The following is a 17,545-nucleotide window of genomic DNA, read 5'->3' as shown; positions in this document are numbered from 1 at the left end:
GCAGCGGGCCGGCCCCGCCGCGCCGGTCCCGGCGGGCGGCGCGGCGGGACGGGCGCCGGTCGCGGCGGCTCGGCGGGCGGGCGCGCTCGCGCGCGGACGGCTCGGTGAACGCGGCGCTCCTGACGAATTCCTCATCGAACACGGGCTCGTCGAAATCTGCGGCCATGGGGGCTCTCCGGCGCGGGGGCTGTCGGGCACCCAGGCTAGTCGACGCCCCCGACACGTCCGACGGCCGCGCACGCCCCTTTCTAGAACACGTTCTAGCTAAACCTGCCCGGTTGCGTGAGGTAGCCCACTAGACGGCCCCTTGATGTCGACGACCGCATGTGGCAGCGGAGATCAGTGCTCGCATTTTGCCAGATGGGCACGATGATGACTGGCGGGTCATCACTCAACCGATTGATGGAGACGAAAGATTAGACTTGAGTCTCATTTGCTCTTGAAGTTGCCCTGGAACCGGTTCTACGGTGACGGCAAGCGCTGTGACATCGGGAGGTACCGCGCATGACCACCACCGCTTCGGAGACCGCCGCCGTCCCCGCCGGCTTCGACTTCGCCAGCCCGGACCTCATGGCCGAGCGCATCCCGCTCGCCGAGTTCGCGCTGCTGCGCCGGACCGGCGCGCCCTGGTGGAACGAGCAGCCGCGCGGCCGCACCGGGTTCGCCGACGACGGCTTCTGGGTGATCAGCAAGCACGCCGACATCAAGGAGATCTCCCGCGACCACGAGCAGTGGTCGTCCAACGCCAACGGCGCCGTGATCAGGTTCAACGAGACGTTCAGCGCGGAGGAGCTGGATGTCCAGCGGGAGAACCTGCTGCTGCACATGGACCCGCCGCAGCACGCCAAGCTCCGCAAGATCGTCTCCCGCGGCTTCACCCCGCGCGTCATCAACGGCCTGCACGACGCGCTGCAGGACCGCGCCGAGCGGATCGTCGCCGAGGCGCGCCGGCGCGGCGGCGAGGGCGACTTCGTCACCGAGGTCGCGGCCGAGCTGCCGCTGCAGGCGATCGCCGAGCTGATGGGCGTCCCGCAGGAGGACCGGCGCCGGCTGTTCGACTGGTCCAACAAGATGCTCGGCTACGACGACCCCGAGTACAACGACGACCCGGCCTGCGCCGCCGCCGAGATCATCGGCTACTCGATGGGGCTGGCCGAGCAGCGCCGCGGCTGCCCCGCGCACGACATCGTGACCAAGCTCGTCCAGGCGGACGTGGACGGGCGCGGCCTGTCCGACGACGAGTTCGGCTACTTCATGATCCTGCTCGCCGTCGCCGGCAACGAGACGACCCGGAACGCGATCACCCACGGGATGATCGCGTTCATGGACAGCCCGGACCAGTGGGAGCTGTTCAAGGCCGAGCGCCCCGAGACCATGGCGGACGAGGTCGTCCGGTGGTCGACGCCCGTCACCGCGTTCCAGCGGACCGCCGTCCGCGACGCCGAGCTGGGCGGCGTGCGGATCAAGGCGGGCGACCGCGTGGCGATGTACTACAGCTCCGCCAACTTCGACGAGGACGTCTTCACCGACCCGATGGCGTTCGACGTCACGCGCGACCCCAACCCGCACCTCGGGTTCGGCGGCACCGGCGCGCACTACTGCATCGGCGCGAACCTGGCCCGCCTGGAGATCGGGCTGATGTTCAGCGCGATCGCCGACCAGATGCCGCACATCACCCGGCTGGGCGAGCCGCGCCGGCTCCGCTCCGCCTGGCTGAACGGCATCAAGGAGCTGCGCGTCCGGTACTGAGCCCGGGCACCGAGCCGGTGCCGACCCGGCACCGATCCCTCTCAGCGGGACCCGCCCCTCCCCGGCAAAGTTAGAACACGTTACATTCAAAGGTGAATCGTGTTCTAGAAGGAGACCGCATGGGTACCCCGGTGATCGTCGAGGCGGTGCGCACGCCGCTCGGTAAGCGCAACGGATGGCTCGCGGGCATGAAGCCGATGGCCGTCCTCGCGCACGCGCTGAACGCGCTGGTCGAGCGGTCCGGCATCGACGCCGCCGAGGTGGAGCAGGTCTTCGCCGGCTGCGTCACGCAGGCCGGCGAGCAGGGCGGGCACATCGGCCGCTACTCCTGGCTGTACGCGGGGCTGCCCTGGCAGACCGGCGTCACCACGCTCGACGCGCAGTGCGGGTCCTCGCAGCAGGGCGTCCACCTCGCCGCGTCCCAGATCGCGGCCGGCGTGGTGGACGTCGCGATCGGCTGCGGCGTCGAGGTGATGAGCCGCGCGCCGCTCGGCACCAACGTGATGCCCGCGAACCCGCGCCCGGACGACTGGTCGCTCGACATGCCGAACCAGTTCGAGGCCGCCGAGCGGATCGCCGCCCGGCGCGGCATCACCCGCGCCGACCTGGACGCGTTCGGCGCCCGCTCGCAGCAGCTCGCCGCCAAGGCGTGGGCGGACGGCCGCTTCGAGCGCGAGGTCGCGCCCGTCACCGCGCCCGTCCTGGACGCCGACGGCAACCCGACCGGCGACACCCGCGAGGTGACCCGCGACCAGGGCCTGCGGGAGACGACCACGGACGGCCTCGCGAACCTCCGGCCCGTCATGCCGGACGCGCTGCACACCGCGGGCACCTCGTCCCAGATCTCCGACGGCGCCGCCGCCGTCCTGCTGATGTCGGAGGAGAAGGCCAAGGCCCTCGGCCTGCGCCCGCGCGCGCGCATCCGCACCCAGGCCCTCGTCGGCGGCGAGCCGTACTACCACCTGGACGGCCCCGTGCAGGCGACCGAGCGCGTCCTCCAGCGGTCCGGGCTGACGATGAACGACATCGACATCACCGAGATCAACGAGGCGTTCGCGTCGGTCGTGCTCTCCTGGGCGTCGGTCCACAAGCCGGACATGGACACCGTCAACGTCAACGGCGGCGCCATCGCGATCGGCCACCCGGTCGGCGCCACCGGCGCCCGCCTGATCACGACCGCCCTGCACGAGCTGGAGCGCCGCGACGCCGGCACCGCCCTCATCACGATGTGCGCGGGCGGCGCCCTGTCCACGGCGTCCATCCTCGAGCGGATCTGACCCCGACCACCCGCCCCGGCTGCCGTGGCCGGGGCATTCCCATGCTTGACCAGGCGCGAAAGGCGGTCTCGGTGCAGCCGGAACCTGAGGACCTCGGCGGCGGGCTGTGGAGCGTTCCCGTCCCCATCCCGGACAACCCGCTCGCGTACACGCTCGTGTACGCCGTGGAGAGCCCGAAGGGGCCCGTCCTGATCGACGCGGGCTGGCAGCACGAGGACGCCTGGGCGGCCCTGCGCGACGGCCTCGGCACGTTCGGGATCCAGATGTCGGACGTCCGCGGCGTGGTCGTCACGCACTTCCACCCCGACCACTCGGGGCTCGCGGGCCGCGTCCGCGAGACGTCCGGCGCCTGGATCGCCATGCACCATGCGGACGCCGACATCGTCCGCATGTTCCACGCCGCCGGCATGGGCGGTCGCCGTGAGTTCGAACTGACCGCCCTGCGCCGCGCCGGCGCCGCCGAGTCGGACCTGGCCGGCCCGTCCCAGCGGATCCAGGTGTCCCCGCCCGCCGTCCCCGACCGGGAGCTGTCGGACGGCGACCTGGTCGACGTCCCGGGCCGCCGCCTGCGCGCCGTCTGGACGCCCGGCCACTCCCCCGGCCACATCTGCCTCCACCTGGAGGACGGCGACCGCATCTTCACCGGCGACCACGTCCTGCCGCGCATCACCCCGCACATCGGCCTCTACCCGTACGACACCCCCGGCATCGACCCGCTGAGCAACTTCCTCGGCTCGCTCGACAAGGTCTCGGCCATGACCGTGGGCGAGGTCCTCCCGGCGCACCAGTACCGCTTCAACGGCCTCTCCGAACGCGCCCAGGAGATCATCGCCCACCACGAGGAGCGCCTGGCCGAGGTGACCGCGCTGCTCTCCGCGACCGCGATCACCCTGTGGGACCTCACGGCGGGCCTCAAATGGCGCCACCCCTGGGCCGGCATGTCCCAGCAGGCCCGCCGCATGGCCGCAGCCGAGGCCGCCGCCCACCTCCGCACCCTCGAAACCCGCGGAGTGGCCCGCCGCGAGGGGACCGACGACCCCCTCCGCTACGTCCTCCGCTAGCGCGCGTAGGCATCCGGCGCGATCCGGCCCATCCACTCGGCGGCCTCGGCGGCGCCGAGCGGGCGGTCCACTCTGGCCAAGGGCGCCATGAGCGGATAGACCCGCCCCGCGTTCCAGCCGCGCGGGTACGGGGGCGGGTCGACGACGATCACGCGGCGCCCGCCGAGCAGCGGGATGTCGGCCGGCGCGCCCTCGTTCCAGATCCACTCGCCGAACGCGTCCACGAGGTTGAACTGCCCCTGGATCCCGCCGCGCGGCTCGGGGTCGCCGTCGGTCGCCGCGGCCACCCACCGCGGCTCCGGCGGGGTCCCGGGCAGCAGGCCGCCGCCGATGAGGGCGTGGGCCAGCAGCGTGTGCAACTGGAAGTTGTCGCCGATGCCGCCGATGGTCACCTCGAAGGCGCGGCCGTCCGCGCGGTGGAGCACGACCACGGTCTCGTCGTCCAGCACCCGCAGGAGACCGGGGAGGAACGACGCCCCCTCCACCACCTCGGCCGCGGCCTGGGCGGCGGCCAGCAGCCGCTCCCGGTGCGGCAGGGCGGCGCGCACCTCGCGGCGCTGCAGCGGGACGAGCAGCGCGCGGACCCACTCGTCCGCCGCGAACCACGCCTCGACGACGTGCCGGTTCTCGGGCCCGCAGCGCTCCAGCACCTCCGGAAGCCGCTGCGGGTCCGGCCGCCCCACGCCGCCCCGGCCCTTCCACAGGGGCGGGAGCAGCACCGCCGCCTCCAGAGCCTCGGCGCCGTGGAGGGCGAGGACGCCGATGACGGCGCCGGGGTCGGCGCCGACCTCCAGGAGGCCGCCGGCCAGCCGCGCCAGCTCGCCTCCGGAGCCGACGCCGAACTCCTCGATCGCCGGCCGCAGGACGGCGACGGCCCGCGTCATCTCCGCGCCGTCCGCCCGCCGCACGGCGCGCGGCAGCGCCGCCTCCGCGGCGTCGAACGCCGCCCCGTCGCGGCGGCCGACCGCCGCGACGAGGTCCGCGCAGATATCCGGCAAGGCTCGCCTTTTCGCTCCGAACACCGCGGCATCGTAGCGCCGGGTGATCACGTCGACCTGCGGTCCGCCCGGATTGAGGCGTTCACCGACCGGGGCCGACGAGGGGGAGGGTGGGCCAGGTCGCGGTGTCGCGGAGGAGCCGGCGGTCGTGGGTCGCCAGGACCACGGCCGCCTTCGTGGCCTGGAGCGCATCGGTCAGTTCGTCCACGAGGGCGATCGACAGGTGGTTCGTCGGCTCGTCCAGGAGGAGGACGTGCGGGCGCGCCGCCAGGGCCATCGCCAGGTCGAGCCTGCGCTGCTGCCCCATCGACAGTTCGCTCACCGGCCTGCCCGCGTCCGCGGACGACAGCAGGCCGAGGGCGGACAGGGGCACCGCCTCGGCCTCGGCGAGCGCGCCCGTGGTGGTCAAGCGTCCGATGTGGGCGGCGAAGACCTCGTGTGCACGCCGACCGTCCGCCTGCGGTGACTCCTGGGCGAGCAGGCGCACGCGCGTGTCCGGGGCTCGGCGCACCGTTCCCCGGGTGGGCGGCAGCAGTCCGGCCAGCACGGCCAGGAGGGTCGATTTCCCCGAGCCGTTGGGACCGGTGACGACGAGGCGCGCACCTGATTCGAGGGCGACCGACACCTCGTGCGGCAGCCGGGACGCCACCTGCACGCGGTCGGCCGCCAGCAGTGTCGCGCCGGGGCGGGACGGCAGGTCCGGCATGCTGAAACGCCGCGGCGGCTCCGGCGCGGTCACGGCGTGCCGCTCCAGGTCGTCCCGGCGCCGGTGGACGGCCCGGACGAGCGCCGGCGCGCGGGTGGCGCGCTGGTGCTTGCCCGTGCCCTTGTCCGGGCGCCACCCGGTGACCAGGCGGTTCCGCGCCTCCGACAGGTCGCGGGTGAGGCGGGCGTGCTCGCCGCGCCGGCGCTCGTACTCCTCCTCCCACCTGCGCAGCTCCGCCTCGCGGCCTTGGCGGTAGCCGGCGAACCCGTCCCCGTACACGGCGGGACGGCCATCGCGGCTCGGGTCGAGGTCGAGGATCGTCGTCGCCACGGCCGACAGCAGCGCGCGGTCGTGGCTGACGACCACGACCCCGCCCGGGTGGGCGCGCAGCCGTGCGGTGAGGAAGTCGAGACCGGCCGCGTCCAGGTGGTTGGTCGGCTCGTCCAGGAGCAGGAAGTCGTGCTCGGCGCCCAGGAGGCACGCGAGCCGCACCCGGTAGCGCTGCCCGACGGACAGCTCGGACAGCCGCCTTCCGCGGTCGGTGACCGCGCCGAGGGCCTCCAAGGCGAGGTCGACGCGCCGGTCGGCGTCCCAGGCATCGAGCGCCTCCGCCGCGTCCAGCGCGGAGGTGTAGGCGTCGTCGGCGCCGGGACGGCCCTCGGTCATCGCCTGCACGGCCTCGTCGAACGCCTGCAGCGCGGCACGGGCGTCCGCGAGTTCCAGGTCGACGGCCTCGCCGACCGTGGCGTCACCGCCGGCGGACATGGCCTGCTCGGCGATCCCGAACGTGCCGACGCACTTGACGGTGCCTTCATCGGGGACCAGTGCGCCGCTGAGCACGTGCAGCAGTGTCGTCTTGCCTCGCCCGTTCTCGCCGACGACGCCCCAGCGGGCCCCCGGTGAGACGGACATGTTCACGTCCCGCAGGACGGTCCGCCCGCCGCGCACGACGCGGATCCCCTCGGCGGCGAGCTGGGCGCGGGCGCGCGCGGGCAGGGTGATGGTGGTGTTCATGCTTCCTCCGGACGGAGGCACACGTGTCCCGAGAAAGGGAGAAGCGGGTGCGCCTTCGAACTGACGGCCCCGCGGAAGGGGGGCCGATGACGAACGTCAGACCGCCCGCGGCGCGCTCAACGCGAGCGGCGGGCCGTCCGGAGACCTGTCAGAGGTACAGGAGCTGCTGAAGCACGCCCTCACGCTATCAGCCGGGACGGGCCGGGAGCGGTGGGTGCGACCCAGGTCACCTTTGCCCCTCGGCCTCTTGATGAGACTCCAGTCTCATGTTAGAACCTGTTCTAGATCTGTTCCCAAGCAAGCGCTCAGTTCAGGGACCGGCCGCGTCCCGGCACGAAGGGTGTTCCATGGCTCTTGCGACGTCCACCATCGCCTCCGCCGAGCGGGCGTTCCGCGCACCCGAGATCGACGTCATCGATCCGGGCGTGTACGAGCGCGGGGGCATCCCGCACCGGCAGTTCCAGTGGCTGCGCGACAACGACCCGGTGCACTGGCACCAGGACCCCAACGAGGGCGTCCCGGGGTTCTGGGCGGTGACGCGGCACGAGGACGTGGTGTCGGTGTCGCGGCGCGCGAACCCCTACTCCTCGCACGAGCGGACGGCGATGTTCGAGGAGTTCTCCGCCGACGACATCGCCATGTACGGCCAGATGATGCTGTTCCAGGACCCGCCGGACCACACGCGGCTGCGCGCCATCGTGAACAAGGGGTTCACGCCGCGGATGATCGGCCGGCTGGAGGACCACATCCGCAAGATCTGCAACGAGCTGATCGACGAGGCGGCGCCGCTCGGCGAGTGCGACTTCGTGGAGAAGTTCGCCGCGCCGCTGCCGCTCTACACGATCTGCGAGCTGCTCGGCGCGCCGCTGGAGGACCGGGAGAAGATCTTCCACTGGTCGAACAAGCTGGTCGCCTTCAACGACCCCGAGTTCATCGGCGGGCGCGAGGAGTCGACGCTGTGCGCCGCCGAGTTCGCCGAGTGGGGCGGGCAGCTCGCGGCGGCGCGGGAGTCGACGCCGCGCGACGACATCGTGACCAAGCTGCTCACACCGGACGCCGACGGCTCGCGGATCAGCCTGGAGGAGTTCCAGCTGTTCGTGATCATGCTGTCGATCGCCGGGAACGAGACCACCCGGACGGCGACCGCGGGCGGCATGCTGGCCTTCTTCGAGCGGCCCGACCAGTGGGAGCGGCTGCGCGCCGACCGGAGCCTGCTGCCGAAGGCGGTCGAGGAGATCGTCCGCTGGGTGAGCCCGATCAACCAGTTCCGCCGGACGGCCCTCGTCGACACCGAGCTGGGCGGCGCGCAGATCAAGGCCGGCGACAAGGTCGTGCTGTTCTACGGCTCGGCCAACCGGGACGAGCGCGTGTTCGAGGACCCCTACACCTTCGACGTGGGGCGGGACCCGAACCCGCACATCGGCTTCGGCGGCGGCGGCCCGCACTACTGCCTCGGAACCCACCTCGCGCGGATGAACCTGCGGATCATCTTTGAGACGATCCTCGAGCGGATGCCCGACATCCGGCTCGCCGGCGAGCCCCGCCGGCTCCGGTCCAACTTCGTCAACGGCTACAAGGAGATCCCGGTGAGCTTCACACCGTCGGCCCCGCTGGGGGGCTGACGGCGTCTGCGGACGAGGAGGTTCGAGGCGATGACCACCACCCCCGCTCCCGACATCGAACTGGTCGACCCCGGCGCGTACGAGCGCGGCGGCATCCCGCACGAGCAGCTGACGTGGCTGCGCGAGCACGATCCGGTCCACCGGCACCACGGCGACCCCGAACGGGACTACCCGCCGTTCTGGGCGATCACCCGGCACGAGGACGTCGTGCACGTGTCGCGGCATCCGGAGGTGTTCTCGTCGTGGCAGCGGCTCGCGCTGTTCGACGAGCCGCCGGAGGAGCATCTCGTCCTGCAGCGGATGATGATGCTCAACCAGGATCCGCCGGAGCACTCGCACAAGCGCGGCATCGTCAACCGGGGGTTCACCCCGCGGGCGATCGGCGCGCTGGCGGAGCACATCCGCGACATCTGCCGCAGGCTCGTCGCGGAGACCGTGGAGCGGGGGGAGGACGCCGACTTCGTCCGCGACCTGGCGGCACCGCTGCCGCTGTACGTGATCTGCGAGCTGCTGGGCGCCCCGCCGGAGGACCGGGAGAAGATCTTCACCTGGTCCAACACGCTGATCGGCGGGGACGACCCGGAGTTCCAGCGGACGCCGGAGGAGGGCCAGGCGGCGGCGACGGAGCTGTACGCCTACGCCAACGTCCTGGCCGCCGACCGGCGGGAGAACCCGCGCGAGGACATCGTCACCAGGCTGCTCCAGCCCGACGCCGGCGGCGAGGTGCTGTCCGGGGACGAGTTCGAGCTGTTCGTCATGCTGCTGTCGGTCGCCGGGAACGAGACGACCCGGAACGCGGCGACCGGCGGCATGCTCGCGCTGCTGGAGCACCCGGACCAGTGGGCGCGGCTGCGCGCGGACCGGGCGCTGGTGCGGACGGCGGCGGACGAGATCGTCCGCTGGGTCACCCCGGTCAACCTGTTCCGGCGGACCGCCGTCCGGGACACCGAGCTCCGCGGCAAGAAGATCAGGGAGGGCGACAAGGTCGTCGTCTTCTACTCGTCCGCCAACCGCGACGAGGCCGTGTTCGCCGACCCGTGGACGTTCGACGTCGGCCGGGACCCGAACCCCCACCTGGGCTTCGGCGGCGGCGGCCCGCACTTCTGCCTGGGCTCCCATCTGGCCCGACTCGAGCTGAGTGTGCTTTTCGAAACACTTTTGGACACGGTGCCCAATATTGAACTCAGCGGTAACGTTCGCAGGCTAAGGTCTAGTTTCATCAACGGCATTAAGGAGATGCCGGTGCGCGTGCGTCCGGCGTCCCTCGACTGACGGGAGTGGTCCGTGGGCAGGGTCTGGCGTGGCTGAGGCAGGCGAGGCGGGCGGCTCATCGCCCTCGGGTCCGCTGCGGGTGGCCCTGCTCTCGTACCGGAGCAAGCCGCACTGCGGCGGCCAGGGGGTCTACCTCCGGCACCTGAGCCGGGAGCTGGTCGACCTCGGCCACCGGGTCGAGGTGATCTCCGGCCAGCCGTATCCCGAGCTGGACCGGGACGAGATCACCCTCACCAAGCTGCCGAGCCTGGACCTGTACCGGGACGAGGACCCGTTCCGCACCCCGGCCCTCGGCGAGTTCCGCGACTGGGTCGACGTCCTGGAGTTCGCGCACATGAAGACGGGCGGCTTCCCCGAGCCGCTGACGTTCTCGATGCGGGCGCTGCGGCTGCTCAGGCGGCGCCGCCGCGACTTCGACGTCGTGCACGACAACCAGGTCCTCGGGCTCGGCAACCTCGGCATCGGCCGGCTCGGGCTGCCGCTGGTCACGAGCATCCACCACCCGATCAGCGTCGACCGGCGCATCGAGATCGAGGCGGCGCGCGGCATCAAGCAGAAGCTCGGCAAGCGCCGCTGGTACGGGTTCGTCGCCATGCAGGCGCAGGTGTCGCGGCGCATCGGCCCGGTGCTGACGGTGTCGGAGTCGTCCAAGGTCGACATCGTCAAGGACTTCAAGGTCGACCCGCGCGACATCGAGATCCTGCCGCTCGGCGTCGACACCCGCATCTTCCACCCGCGCGGCGAGCGCGTCCCCGGCCGCATCGTGGCGATGGCCAGCGCGGACGCGCCGATCAAGGGCGTGGACGTGCTGCTGCGCGCGGTCGCCAAGGTCGCCACCGAGCGGGACGTCCACGTCATCGTCGTCAGCAAGCCGCAGAAGGACGGCCCGACCGAGAAGCTCGTGCGCGAACTGGCGCTCGGCGACCGGGTGAGGTTCGTCAGCGGCATCAGCGACGGCGAGCTGGGCGAGCTGCTGGCGTCGGCGGAGATCGCCGTCGTCCCGTCCCGCTACGAGGGGTTCTCGCTGCCCGCCGTGGAGCACATGGCGTCCGGGACGCCGCTGGTCGCGAGCCGCGCCGGCGCGCTGCCCGAGGTCGTCGGCGACGCCGGCGTGCTCGTGCAGCCCGGCGACGTGGAGGAGCTGGCCGCGACCCTGCACCGCCTGCACGACTCCCCCGAGGAGCGGGCGAAGGCCGGTGCGGCGGGGCTCGCGCGCGTCCAGGAGCGCTTCGCCTGGCCTGCCGTGGCGCAGGCCACCGTCGAGCACTACCGGGCCGCGATCACCCAGCAGAACTACCGGCGGCTGGCCGCCGGGGGCAACTGAGGGACCGTCCGCCGGACGTCCTCTGCATGGAAGGAGCACGACCCTGCTGACCGTGGATTTCCAGCGGTTCCGCGTCACCCCCGGAGACCGCGTCCTCGACATGGGATGCGGTGCCGGACGGCACGCCTTCGAGCTGTACCGCCGGGGTGCGCACGTCGTGGCCTTCGACATGGACGCCGACGAACTGGCCGGCGTCGAGAAGATGTTCGGGGCCATGCGCCTCGCCGACGAGGTGCCCGCGGACGCGACCGCCGAGACCGTGCAGGGTGACGCGCTCGACCTGCCGTTCCCCGACGACCACTTCGACGCGATCATCGCGTCGGAGGTGCTGGAGCACATCCCCGACGACATGCGGGCGATGCGGGAGCTGCTGCGCGTCCTGAAGCCGGGCGGGAGGCTCGCGGTGACGGTGCCGAGCTGGCTGCCCGAGCGGGTGTGCTGGGCGCTGTCGGAGGACTACCACACCGCCCCCGGCGGGCACGTGCGCATCTACACGCGCGCCGAGCTGGAGGCCAAGCTGAAGTCGGTCGGCTTCAAGGTCGGCGGCCACCACCACGCGCACGGGCTGCACGCCCCGTACTGGTGGATCAAGTGCGCGGTCGGCGTGAACAACGACGGCAACCCGCTCGCCAAGGCCTACCACCAGATCCTCGTCTGGGACATCATGAAGCGGCCGCTCGCGACCCGCGTCGCCGAGCGGGTGATGAACCCGCTGATCGGCAAGAGCGTCGTCGTGTACTTCGCCAAGCCCGCCGTGCCGGGCACGCCCGCGACCCCGGCCAAGGAGACGGCGGATGCGGTCTGAGACCGTTCCGCCCTCGGTCCCCGGGGTCCTGACGCCGGACGACGTCGTCGCGACGGCGCGGAGCATCGCGGCGCAGCAGGAGGCGTCCGGGGCCATCCCGTGGTTCTCGCCCGTCGGCGGCGTCCCCGGCCACGTGGACGCCTGGAACCACGTCGAGGCGGCGATGGCGCTGACCGTCGCCGGCTTCGGCGCGGAGGCGCGGCGCGCCTACGAGTGGCTGCGGGGCGTCCAGCGGCCGGACGGGTCCTGGCCCGCCAAGTGGGTGCTCGGCGAGGTGACCGAGCCGGGCGGCGAGTCCAACCACGCCGCCTACGTCGCGGTCGGCGTCTGGCACGAGCTGCTGGCGACCGGGGACGAGGGCTTCGCGCGGCACATGTGGCCGGCGGTGCGGCGGGCGATCGACTTCACGCTCGGGCTGCAGACCCGGCGCGGGGAGATCATCTGGATCCGGCTGGAGGACGGCGAGCCGTCCGACCACGCGCTGCTGACCGGCTGCTCGTCGATCTACCAGTCGCTGCGCTGCGCGGTCGCGCTGGCCGAGCACCTCGGCGAGCCGCAGCCGGAGTGGGAGCTCGCCGCCGACCAGCTCGGGCACGTGGTGGCCGCGCATCCGGAGGCGTTCGCCGACAAGTCCCGCTGGTCGATGGACTGGTACTACCCGGTGCTCGGCGGCCCGGTCCGCGGCGCGGCCGCGGCGCGCCGGTTCGACGCGCAGTGGGACACGTTCGTGGTGCCGGGCCTCGGCTGCCGCTGCGTGTCGGACCAGCCGTGGGTGACCGCGGCGGAGAGCTGCGAGCTGGTGCTGGCGCTGGACGCGTCCGGCGACCGCGAGCGGGCGCTGGAGCTGTTCACGACCATCCAGCACCTGCGGCACGAGGACGGCTCGTACTGGACGGGCTGGCAGTTCGAGAACGAGCGGCACTTCCCCGGGGACCGCTCCACCTACACGGCGGCCGCGGTGATCCTCGCGGCCGACGCGCTGGCGGACGCCTCCCCCGCGTCCCGGATCTTCAAGGAGATCGCGGGCCGGCCGCTCGGGCCGTCGGAGGCGTCCGATCCGCTGGCGTGCGGCTGCGCGCTGGTGGCGGCCGGCCGGAGCTAGCTAGCGGGCGGCGAGCGGGTCGGTGTCGCTGACGCGTTCCAGGACGCGCAGCGACCCCTCCACCCGCCGCTCCTCGAACGCGCCGCTCTCCAGGGCGCGCAGGTAGAGGTGGTAGGGCGCCTGCCCGCCGTCCTCCGGGTCGGGGAAGACGTCGTGGATGACGAGCGCCCCGCCCACGGCGACGTGCGGGGCCCAGCCCTCGTAGTCGCCCTGCGCGTGCTCCTCGGCGTGCCCGCCGTCGATGAACAGCAGCGCCAGGGGCGTCCGCCAGAAGGCCGACACGGTGCGCGACTGCCCGACGATGGCGACGACCTCGTCCTCCAATCCGGCGGCGCCGATCGTCTTGCGGAACGTGGGCAGCGTGTCCATCCGGCCGGTGCTCGGGTCGACCAGGGACGGGTCGTGGTACTCCCAGCCCGCCTGGTTCTCCTCCGAGCCGTGGTGGTGGTCGACGGTGACCAGGACCGTCCCCGCCGCCCTGGCCGCCGTGCCCAGGTAGACGGCGGACTTCCCGCAGTACGTGCCGACTTCGAGCATGGGCCCCGCCGCCGCGAGGCGGGCCCCGTACTCCACGGCCGTCTCGTACAGGGCGCGGCCCTCGCCCTCCGGCATGAAGCCCTTGGCCATGCGCGCGGCGCGCAGCAGGTCGGCGGGCATCCCGGGGGCGTTTCGGGCGGTCGTCCCCGGCTCGGTGGACGCCTTGGTGTGGGTCATCGATCTCCTCCGTCCGGGCACCCTACTATCCGGGCTCCGCGCGGTGAGACCCGAGTCTTGCCCAGCCAGACTGGAACGTGTTCTACTTTCGGGGGCGAGCGGCCCGTTCCGAACTCGGTTCGGTAAGTTGGCGGTGACGGTTGATCCTCGAAGGAGCAGACGATGAGAGTACGAGTCGACCCGCTGGTGTGCGAGGCGAACGCCGTGTGCGTCGGACTCGCGCCGGAGGTCTTCGACCTCAACGATGACGACGAGCTCCAGATCCTCCAGCCGGACGTCCCGCCGGAGGAGCAGGACCGCGTCCGGCACGCGGTGCGGTCGTGCCCGAAGGCCGCGCTGACCATCGAGGAGTAGGACTCCGCTTTTCCTCTCGTCCATGGCGCGGCCGGGTCCTCCCCGCCCGTATCATCCTTGGGTGATCAACGGTCTGGGGACGGTCCTGGCCGCCGCGGCGCTCGCCGCACCACTGCTCCCGGTGCCGGCCCAGGCGGCGGCGCGGCCCGTCCGCATCCACGACGTCCAGGGCGCCGCGCACGTCTCGCCGCTGAACGGACGCGCGGTCGCCCAGGTCCCCGGCGTCGTCACGGCGCTGACCGTCAACGGGTTCTGGATGCAGGACCCGGTCCCCGACCGGAAGGCCGCGACCTCCGAGGGCGTGTTCGTCTACACCGGGAAGCGGCCGGGCACCGCCGTCGGCGACGCGGTCCGGGTCAACGGCAGGGTCGCCGAGTTCCGGCCGGGCGGCGCGAAGTCCGGCGGGCTGAGCCGCACCGAGATCGACGCGACGGCCGTGTCCGTCACCGCGCACGGGCGGCCGCTGCCCCCGCCCGCCGTCATCGGCGGCCGGGGCGGGCTCCGGGCGCCCGGCAGCGTGGTCGACCGCGGCCACGGCGACGTCGAGCGGGGCGGCGCGTTCGATCCCCGCCGCGACGCCATCGACTTCTACGAGGCCCTCGAAGGGATGCGGGTCGAGATCCGCGACGCCGTCGCGGTCGGGCCGACCCGGTACGGCGAGCTGCCGGTGCTGCCCGCGAACGGCGCCGGTGCCGCGGTGCGGACCAAGCGCGGCGGCATCCTGCTCCGCGACCGCGACCCCAACCCCGAGCGCGTCATCCTCGACGACGCGCTCGCGCCGCTGCCCGGCCTGTCCGTCGGCGACCGGCTGCCCGGCGCGAACCAGGGCGTCCTCGACTACTCCTACGACGACTACAAGCTGCTGCTGACCGCGTCCCCGCGCCATGCCCCCGGCGGGCTGCGCCCGGAGGCGACGCGCGCGCAGCGGGCCGGGGAGATGGCCGTCGCCACCGCCGGGCTGAACGGGCTGAACCCCGACGCGCCGCCCGCCCGCTTCACCGCGCTCGCCGACGACATCGTGCACGGCCTGCGCTCCCCCGACCTCATCGCGGTCACCGGCATCGGCGACAACAGCGGCCCGGACGACGACGGCACCGTCGCCACCGACCAGACCGTCGCGCAGCTCGTCACCGCGATCAGCGCGGCGGGCGGCCCCGCCTACGACTGGCGCTCGGTCGACCCGCGCGACAACGCCGACGGCGGCGCGGACGGCGCCAACGAGCGGGCCGGGTTCCTCTTCCGCACCGACCGGGGCCTGGCGTTCGTCGACCGCCCCGCGCCGGGCGAGCCGGTCCCGGACGAGCCGCCCGACCGGCCCGACCCGGCCGTCACCGCGGTGAAGGCCGTCCGGCGCGGCGGCACCGCGGTGCTGACCCTGAGCCCCGGCCGGATCGCGCCCCGCGACGCCGCCTGGGCGAGCGCGCACAAGCCGCTCGCCGGGGAGCTGACCTGGAAGGGCCGCCGCATCATCGTCATCGCGAACCGGTGGTACCCGAGCACCGCCGACGACCAGCCGCTGTTCGGCCGGCGGCAGCCGCCGTCCCGGCCCACCGAGTGGCGCCGCGACGCGCAGTCCCGCGCGGTGGCGGGCTTCGTGAACTCGGTCCGGAAGGCGGACGCGAACGCGAACGTCATCGTCGCGGGCGAGCTCAACACGGGCGGGACGTCCATCCCCGTCCAGAACCTCACCGCGAGCACCGGGCTCACCGACCTCTCCGCCAGGCTTCCGGCGGGCGACCGCTACACGGCGGTGACCGCGGGCAACTCCGAGGACCTCGACCACATCCTGCTCAGCCGGCCGCTGAGCAGGCGCAAGCACGAGTTCGACATCGTGCACCGCAACGCGGAGTTCGCCGCGCGGGCCGGTGAGCGCGACCCGGCCGTGGTCCGCATCGACATGTCCGGGCGGTAGGCGGCTCCCCCATTTTGGGAGATGCCGAAAAGATCGTCACGGCATGTCCCGGATTGCCACCGGTGTTTTTCCCGCGTGCGGCGGGGCAGCGACGGATCGTCATACCCCCCATTCGGAGGAGACGCCTTCCATGGCGACCCGATATCGGCCGCACATCAGCCTGCTCGGCCTCATCTACATCATCATCGGCGTGTTCATCGCCTGGGACCGCGGCTACATCGACGAGGGCCTCGTCGAGCGCATCGTCAGCGCGCTGCTGGCCATATTCCTGTGGGTCCTCGTCCTGCTGGGCGTCGACTTCCACATCCACTTCTGACCGTCCCGGCCAGGCACGGGCCGTCCCGCGTCCCCGCCGCGGGACGGCCCGTGTCCTCCACGACAGATGCACATCGCGTTCCGGTCATAGACCGCACAGTGCCCCAGAGGTTACGTTCCGCTCATGACGAAAAAAGACTGCAGTTGCGGACATGGCGGCGGATGCTCGTGCCCGAAGGGCTGCTCCTGCGGCTGCAACGGCTGACGTCCGTCCGGCTCGCTAGGCCGCGCGGAGCCCGGCCCACAGGGCCCCGAGGTCGACGCCCAGCCGCTGGAGAACGCTCACCGCCTCGCTGGAACCGTCCGCGAGGAGCCCCCACAGCAGATCGTCGCGGTCGGCCCGCGCCCGGCGTGCGCGGCGGGCGCCCAGAGCGCGACCTCGACCGCCTTCAGGCCGCTCTCGTCCAGCACGACCGCGACGCCCGGCCCGGACAGCGTGACCCACAGCGGACGCAGCGGTGCGCGCCGCAGCGTCCACAGCCGCGGGTCGTCCGGCGCCATGGCCGCGGACTCCCGGACGCGGCGGCGCACCTCGTCGAGGTCGATGCCGAGGGCCGCGAGCAGCTCGCGGTCCCGGCCGGGCGCCGCGCCGATCTCCCTGCGGACGTCGGCGGGCCCGGCGCCGACCGGCCGGTGCTCGGCGAGCGCCAGGAGCAGGAACGCGTCGGTCAGCGCGCCATGGTCGGAGTCGGCCGCGAGGGCGCCCGCGCGGACGACCGTGCGGCGCGCCTCCGGGGTGAACCTGCCGAGCATCGTCATCGTTTGTCAGCCTAGGCTGACGTGTTCGTGGGGAGCCAGTAGCGGAGGCGCGGGCCGCGTTGGTCTTCCAGGACGCCGCCGTGCTTCTCGATGACCTTGCGGGAGGCCGTGTTGTCCTCCTCGCAGGTGAGCAGGGCCGGGTCGATGCCCAGGCCGTTCGCGACGGGAAGCGCGGCGCGCAGCATCGCCGAGGCGTGGCCCCTGCGGCGCGCCGACCTCCGGACGTCGTAGCCGATGTGGCCGCCGAATTCGCGCAGCGCCGGCGTGAGCCTGTGCCGGATCGCGATCCGGCCGAAGTACTCGGCGCCGTCCACGAGCCACAGGGTCGTGTGCGGGACGAAGCCGTCCGGGAGGGGCCCGTCCTCGTGGGCCTGCGCGCGGAGCAGCGCCGCGTACCCGGCGAAGACGTCCGGGTCGTCCCAGCGGCCGCCGTACTCGCGGAGTTCCCGTCCGATCATCGAGTGGTCGTCCGGGCCGCCGCGTCCTTCGGCGCGGAACTCCTCCATGGCCGCGACGAAGGAGCGGTGGACGGCCGTGGTCGGCGCGACGAGTTCCGGCATG

The 17,545-nt window shown here is 72.8% G+C and carries 17 protein-coding genes; 11 read left to right on the top strand and 6 right to left on the bottom strand.

The genetic code is table 11. The annotated features are described in order from the left end of the window. Window positions 1-166: SCO2583/SCO2584 N-terminal domain-containing protein (locus tag ABFX46_RS43775; protein ID WP_487046972.1), on the bottom strand; the 166-nt coding region annotated here is incomplete at its 3' end. Between the two features lie 338 nt (window positions 167-504). Between ABFX46_RS43775 and ABFX46_RS32815 the strand changes: the two genes are divergently transcribed. The 3 genes from ABFX46_RS32815 (at window position 505) to ABFX46_RS32805 (ending at window position 4,087) form a co-directional block, all read left to right on the top strand. Continuing rightward, on the top strand, window positions 505-1,749 hold the full coding sequence (locus tag ABFX46_RS32815; protein WP_346047797.1) for a cytochrome P450: 1,245 nt from the start codon (window positions 505-507) through the stop codon (window positions 1,747-1,749). Window positions 1,750-1,868: 119 nt separating this feature from the next. Next, the gene (locus ABFX46_RS32810; RefSeq protein ID WP_346047796.1) at window positions 1,869-3,026 is read left to right on the top strand and encodes a steroid 3-ketoacyl-CoA thiolase; all 1,158 of its coding nucleotides are present in this window, start codon (window positions 1,869-1,871) and stop codon (window positions 3,024-3,026) included. A 41-nt stretch (window positions 3,027-3,067) separates the two neighbouring features. Continuing rightward, entirely contained in the window at window positions 3,068-4,087 is a 1,020-nt protein-coding gene (locus ABFX46_RS32805) for an MBL fold metallo-hydrolase (protein ID WP_346047795.1), read from the top strand. Here the strand turns inward: ABFX46_RS32805 and ABFX46_RS32800 are convergent. Further along, window positions 4,084-5,085: a hypothetical protein gene (locus ABFX46_RS32800; protein WP_346047794.1), complete on the bottom strand. Its 1,002-nt coding sequence runs from the start codon at window positions 5,083-5,085 to the stop codon at window positions 4,084-4,086. The two genes, ABFX46_RS32805 and ABFX46_RS32800, sit on opposite strands and share 4 nt — an antisense overlap. An 82-nt stretch (window positions 5,086-5,167) precedes the next feature. After that, the gene (locus ABFX46_RS32795) at window positions 5,168-6,805 is read right to left on the bottom strand and encodes an ABC-F family ATP-binding cassette domain-containing protein (RefSeq protein ID WP_346047793.1); all 1,638 of its coding nucleotides are present in this window, start codon (window positions 6,803-6,805) and stop codon (window positions 5,168-5,170) included. Window positions 6,806-7,152: 347 nt separating this feature from the next. Between ABFX46_RS32795 and ABFX46_RS32790 the strand changes: the two genes are divergently transcribed. The 5 genes from ABFX46_RS32790 to ABFX46_RS32770 are packed head-to-tail and all read left to right on the top strand — an operon-like array spanning window position 7,153 to window position 12,930. Next, window positions 7,153-8,427, top strand: coding sequence for a cytochrome P450 (locus ABFX46_RS32790; RefSeq protein ID WP_346047792.1), 1,275 nt, complete (start codon window positions 7,153-7,155; stop codon window positions 8,425-8,427). A 30-nt stretch (window positions 8,428-8,457) separates the two neighbouring features. Next, entirely contained in the window at window positions 8,458-9,699 is a 1,242-nt protein-coding gene (locus tag ABFX46_RS32785; protein ID WP_346047791.1) for a cytochrome P450, read from the top strand. Window positions 9,700-9,727: 28 nt separating this feature from the next. Continuing rightward, window positions 9,728-11,023: a glycosyltransferase family 4 protein gene (locus ABFX46_RS32780; protein ID WP_346047790.1), complete on the top strand. Its 1,296-nt coding sequence runs from the start codon at window positions 9,728-9,730 to the stop codon at window positions 11,021-11,023. A gap of 43 nt (window positions 11,024-11,066) precedes the next feature. Beyond that, on the top strand, window positions 11,067-11,828 hold the full coding sequence (locus ABFX46_RS32775; protein ID WP_346047799.1) for a class I SAM-dependent methyltransferase: 762 nt from the start codon (window positions 11,067-11,069) through the stop codon (window positions 11,826-11,828). Continuing rightward, the gene (locus ABFX46_RS32770; protein WP_346047789.1) at window positions 11,818-12,930 is read left to right on the top strand and encodes a prenyltransferase; all 1,113 of its coding nucleotides are present in this window, start codon (window positions 11,818-11,820) and stop codon (window positions 12,928-12,930) included. The genes ABFX46_RS32775 and ABFX46_RS32770 overlap by 11 nt, the downstream gene beginning before the upstream one ends. Here ABFX46_RS32770 and ABFX46_RS32765 read toward each other — a convergent pair whose 3' ends face one another. Beyond that, a complete protein-coding gene (locus ABFX46_RS32765) occupies window positions 12,931-13,644 on the bottom strand; it encodes a class I SAM-dependent methyltransferase (protein ID WP_346047788.1) in 714 nt (237 codons plus the stop codon). Window positions 13,645-13,806: 162 nt separating this feature from the next. Here ABFX46_RS32765 and ABFX46_RS32760 point away from each other — a divergent pair, with 162 nt between their 5' ends. The 3 genes from ABFX46_RS32760 to ABFX46_RS32750 all read left to right on the top strand — a co-directional run bounded on the left by ABFX46_RS32760 (window position 13,807) and on the right by ABFX46_RS32750 (window position 16,226). Beyond that, a complete protein-coding gene (locus tag ABFX46_RS32760; RefSeq protein ID WP_131939961.1) occupies window positions 13,807-13,998 on the top strand; it encodes a ferredoxin in 192 nt (63 codons plus the stop codon). A 61-nt stretch (window positions 13,999-14,059) separates the two neighbouring features. Next, window positions 14,060-15,910: an endonuclease/exonuclease/phosphatase gene (locus tag ABFX46_RS32755; RefSeq protein ID WP_346047787.1), complete on the top strand. Its 1,851-nt coding sequence runs from the start codon at window positions 14,060-14,062 to the stop codon at window positions 15,908-15,910. 130 nt (window positions 15,911-16,040) lie between these two features. Further along, complete coding sequence (locus ABFX46_RS32750; protein ID WP_131939962.1) at window positions 16,041-16,226, top strand: hypothetical protein; 186 nt, start codon at window positions 16,041-16,043, stop codon at window positions 16,224-16,226. A gap of 281 nt (window positions 16,227-16,507) precedes the next feature. Here ABFX46_RS32750 and ABFX46_RS32745 read toward each other — a convergent pair whose 3' ends face one another. Continuing rightward, entirely contained in the window at window positions 16,508-16,984 is a 477-nt protein-coding gene (locus ABFX46_RS32745) for a hypothetical protein (RefSeq protein WP_346047786.1), read from the bottom strand. A gap of 11 nt (window positions 16,985-16,995) precedes the next feature. Next, window positions 16,996-17,544, bottom strand: a complete 549-nt coding sequence (locus ABFX46_RS32740) for a GNAT family N-acetyltransferase (protein WP_346047785.1) — start codon at window positions 17,542-17,544, stop codon at window positions 16,996-16,998. Window position 17,545 lies beyond the last annotated feature (1 nt).

This window comes from Actinomadura chokoriensis, assembly GCF_039529475.1.
Taxonomy (GTDB): domain Bacteria; phylum Actinomycetota; class Actinomycetes; order Streptosporangiales; family Streptosporangiaceae; genus Spirillospora; species Spirillospora bangladeshensis.
The sequence above is the reverse complement of the archived record's forward strand: the minus strand, read 5'-3'. Positions and strand labels throughout refer to the sequence as shown.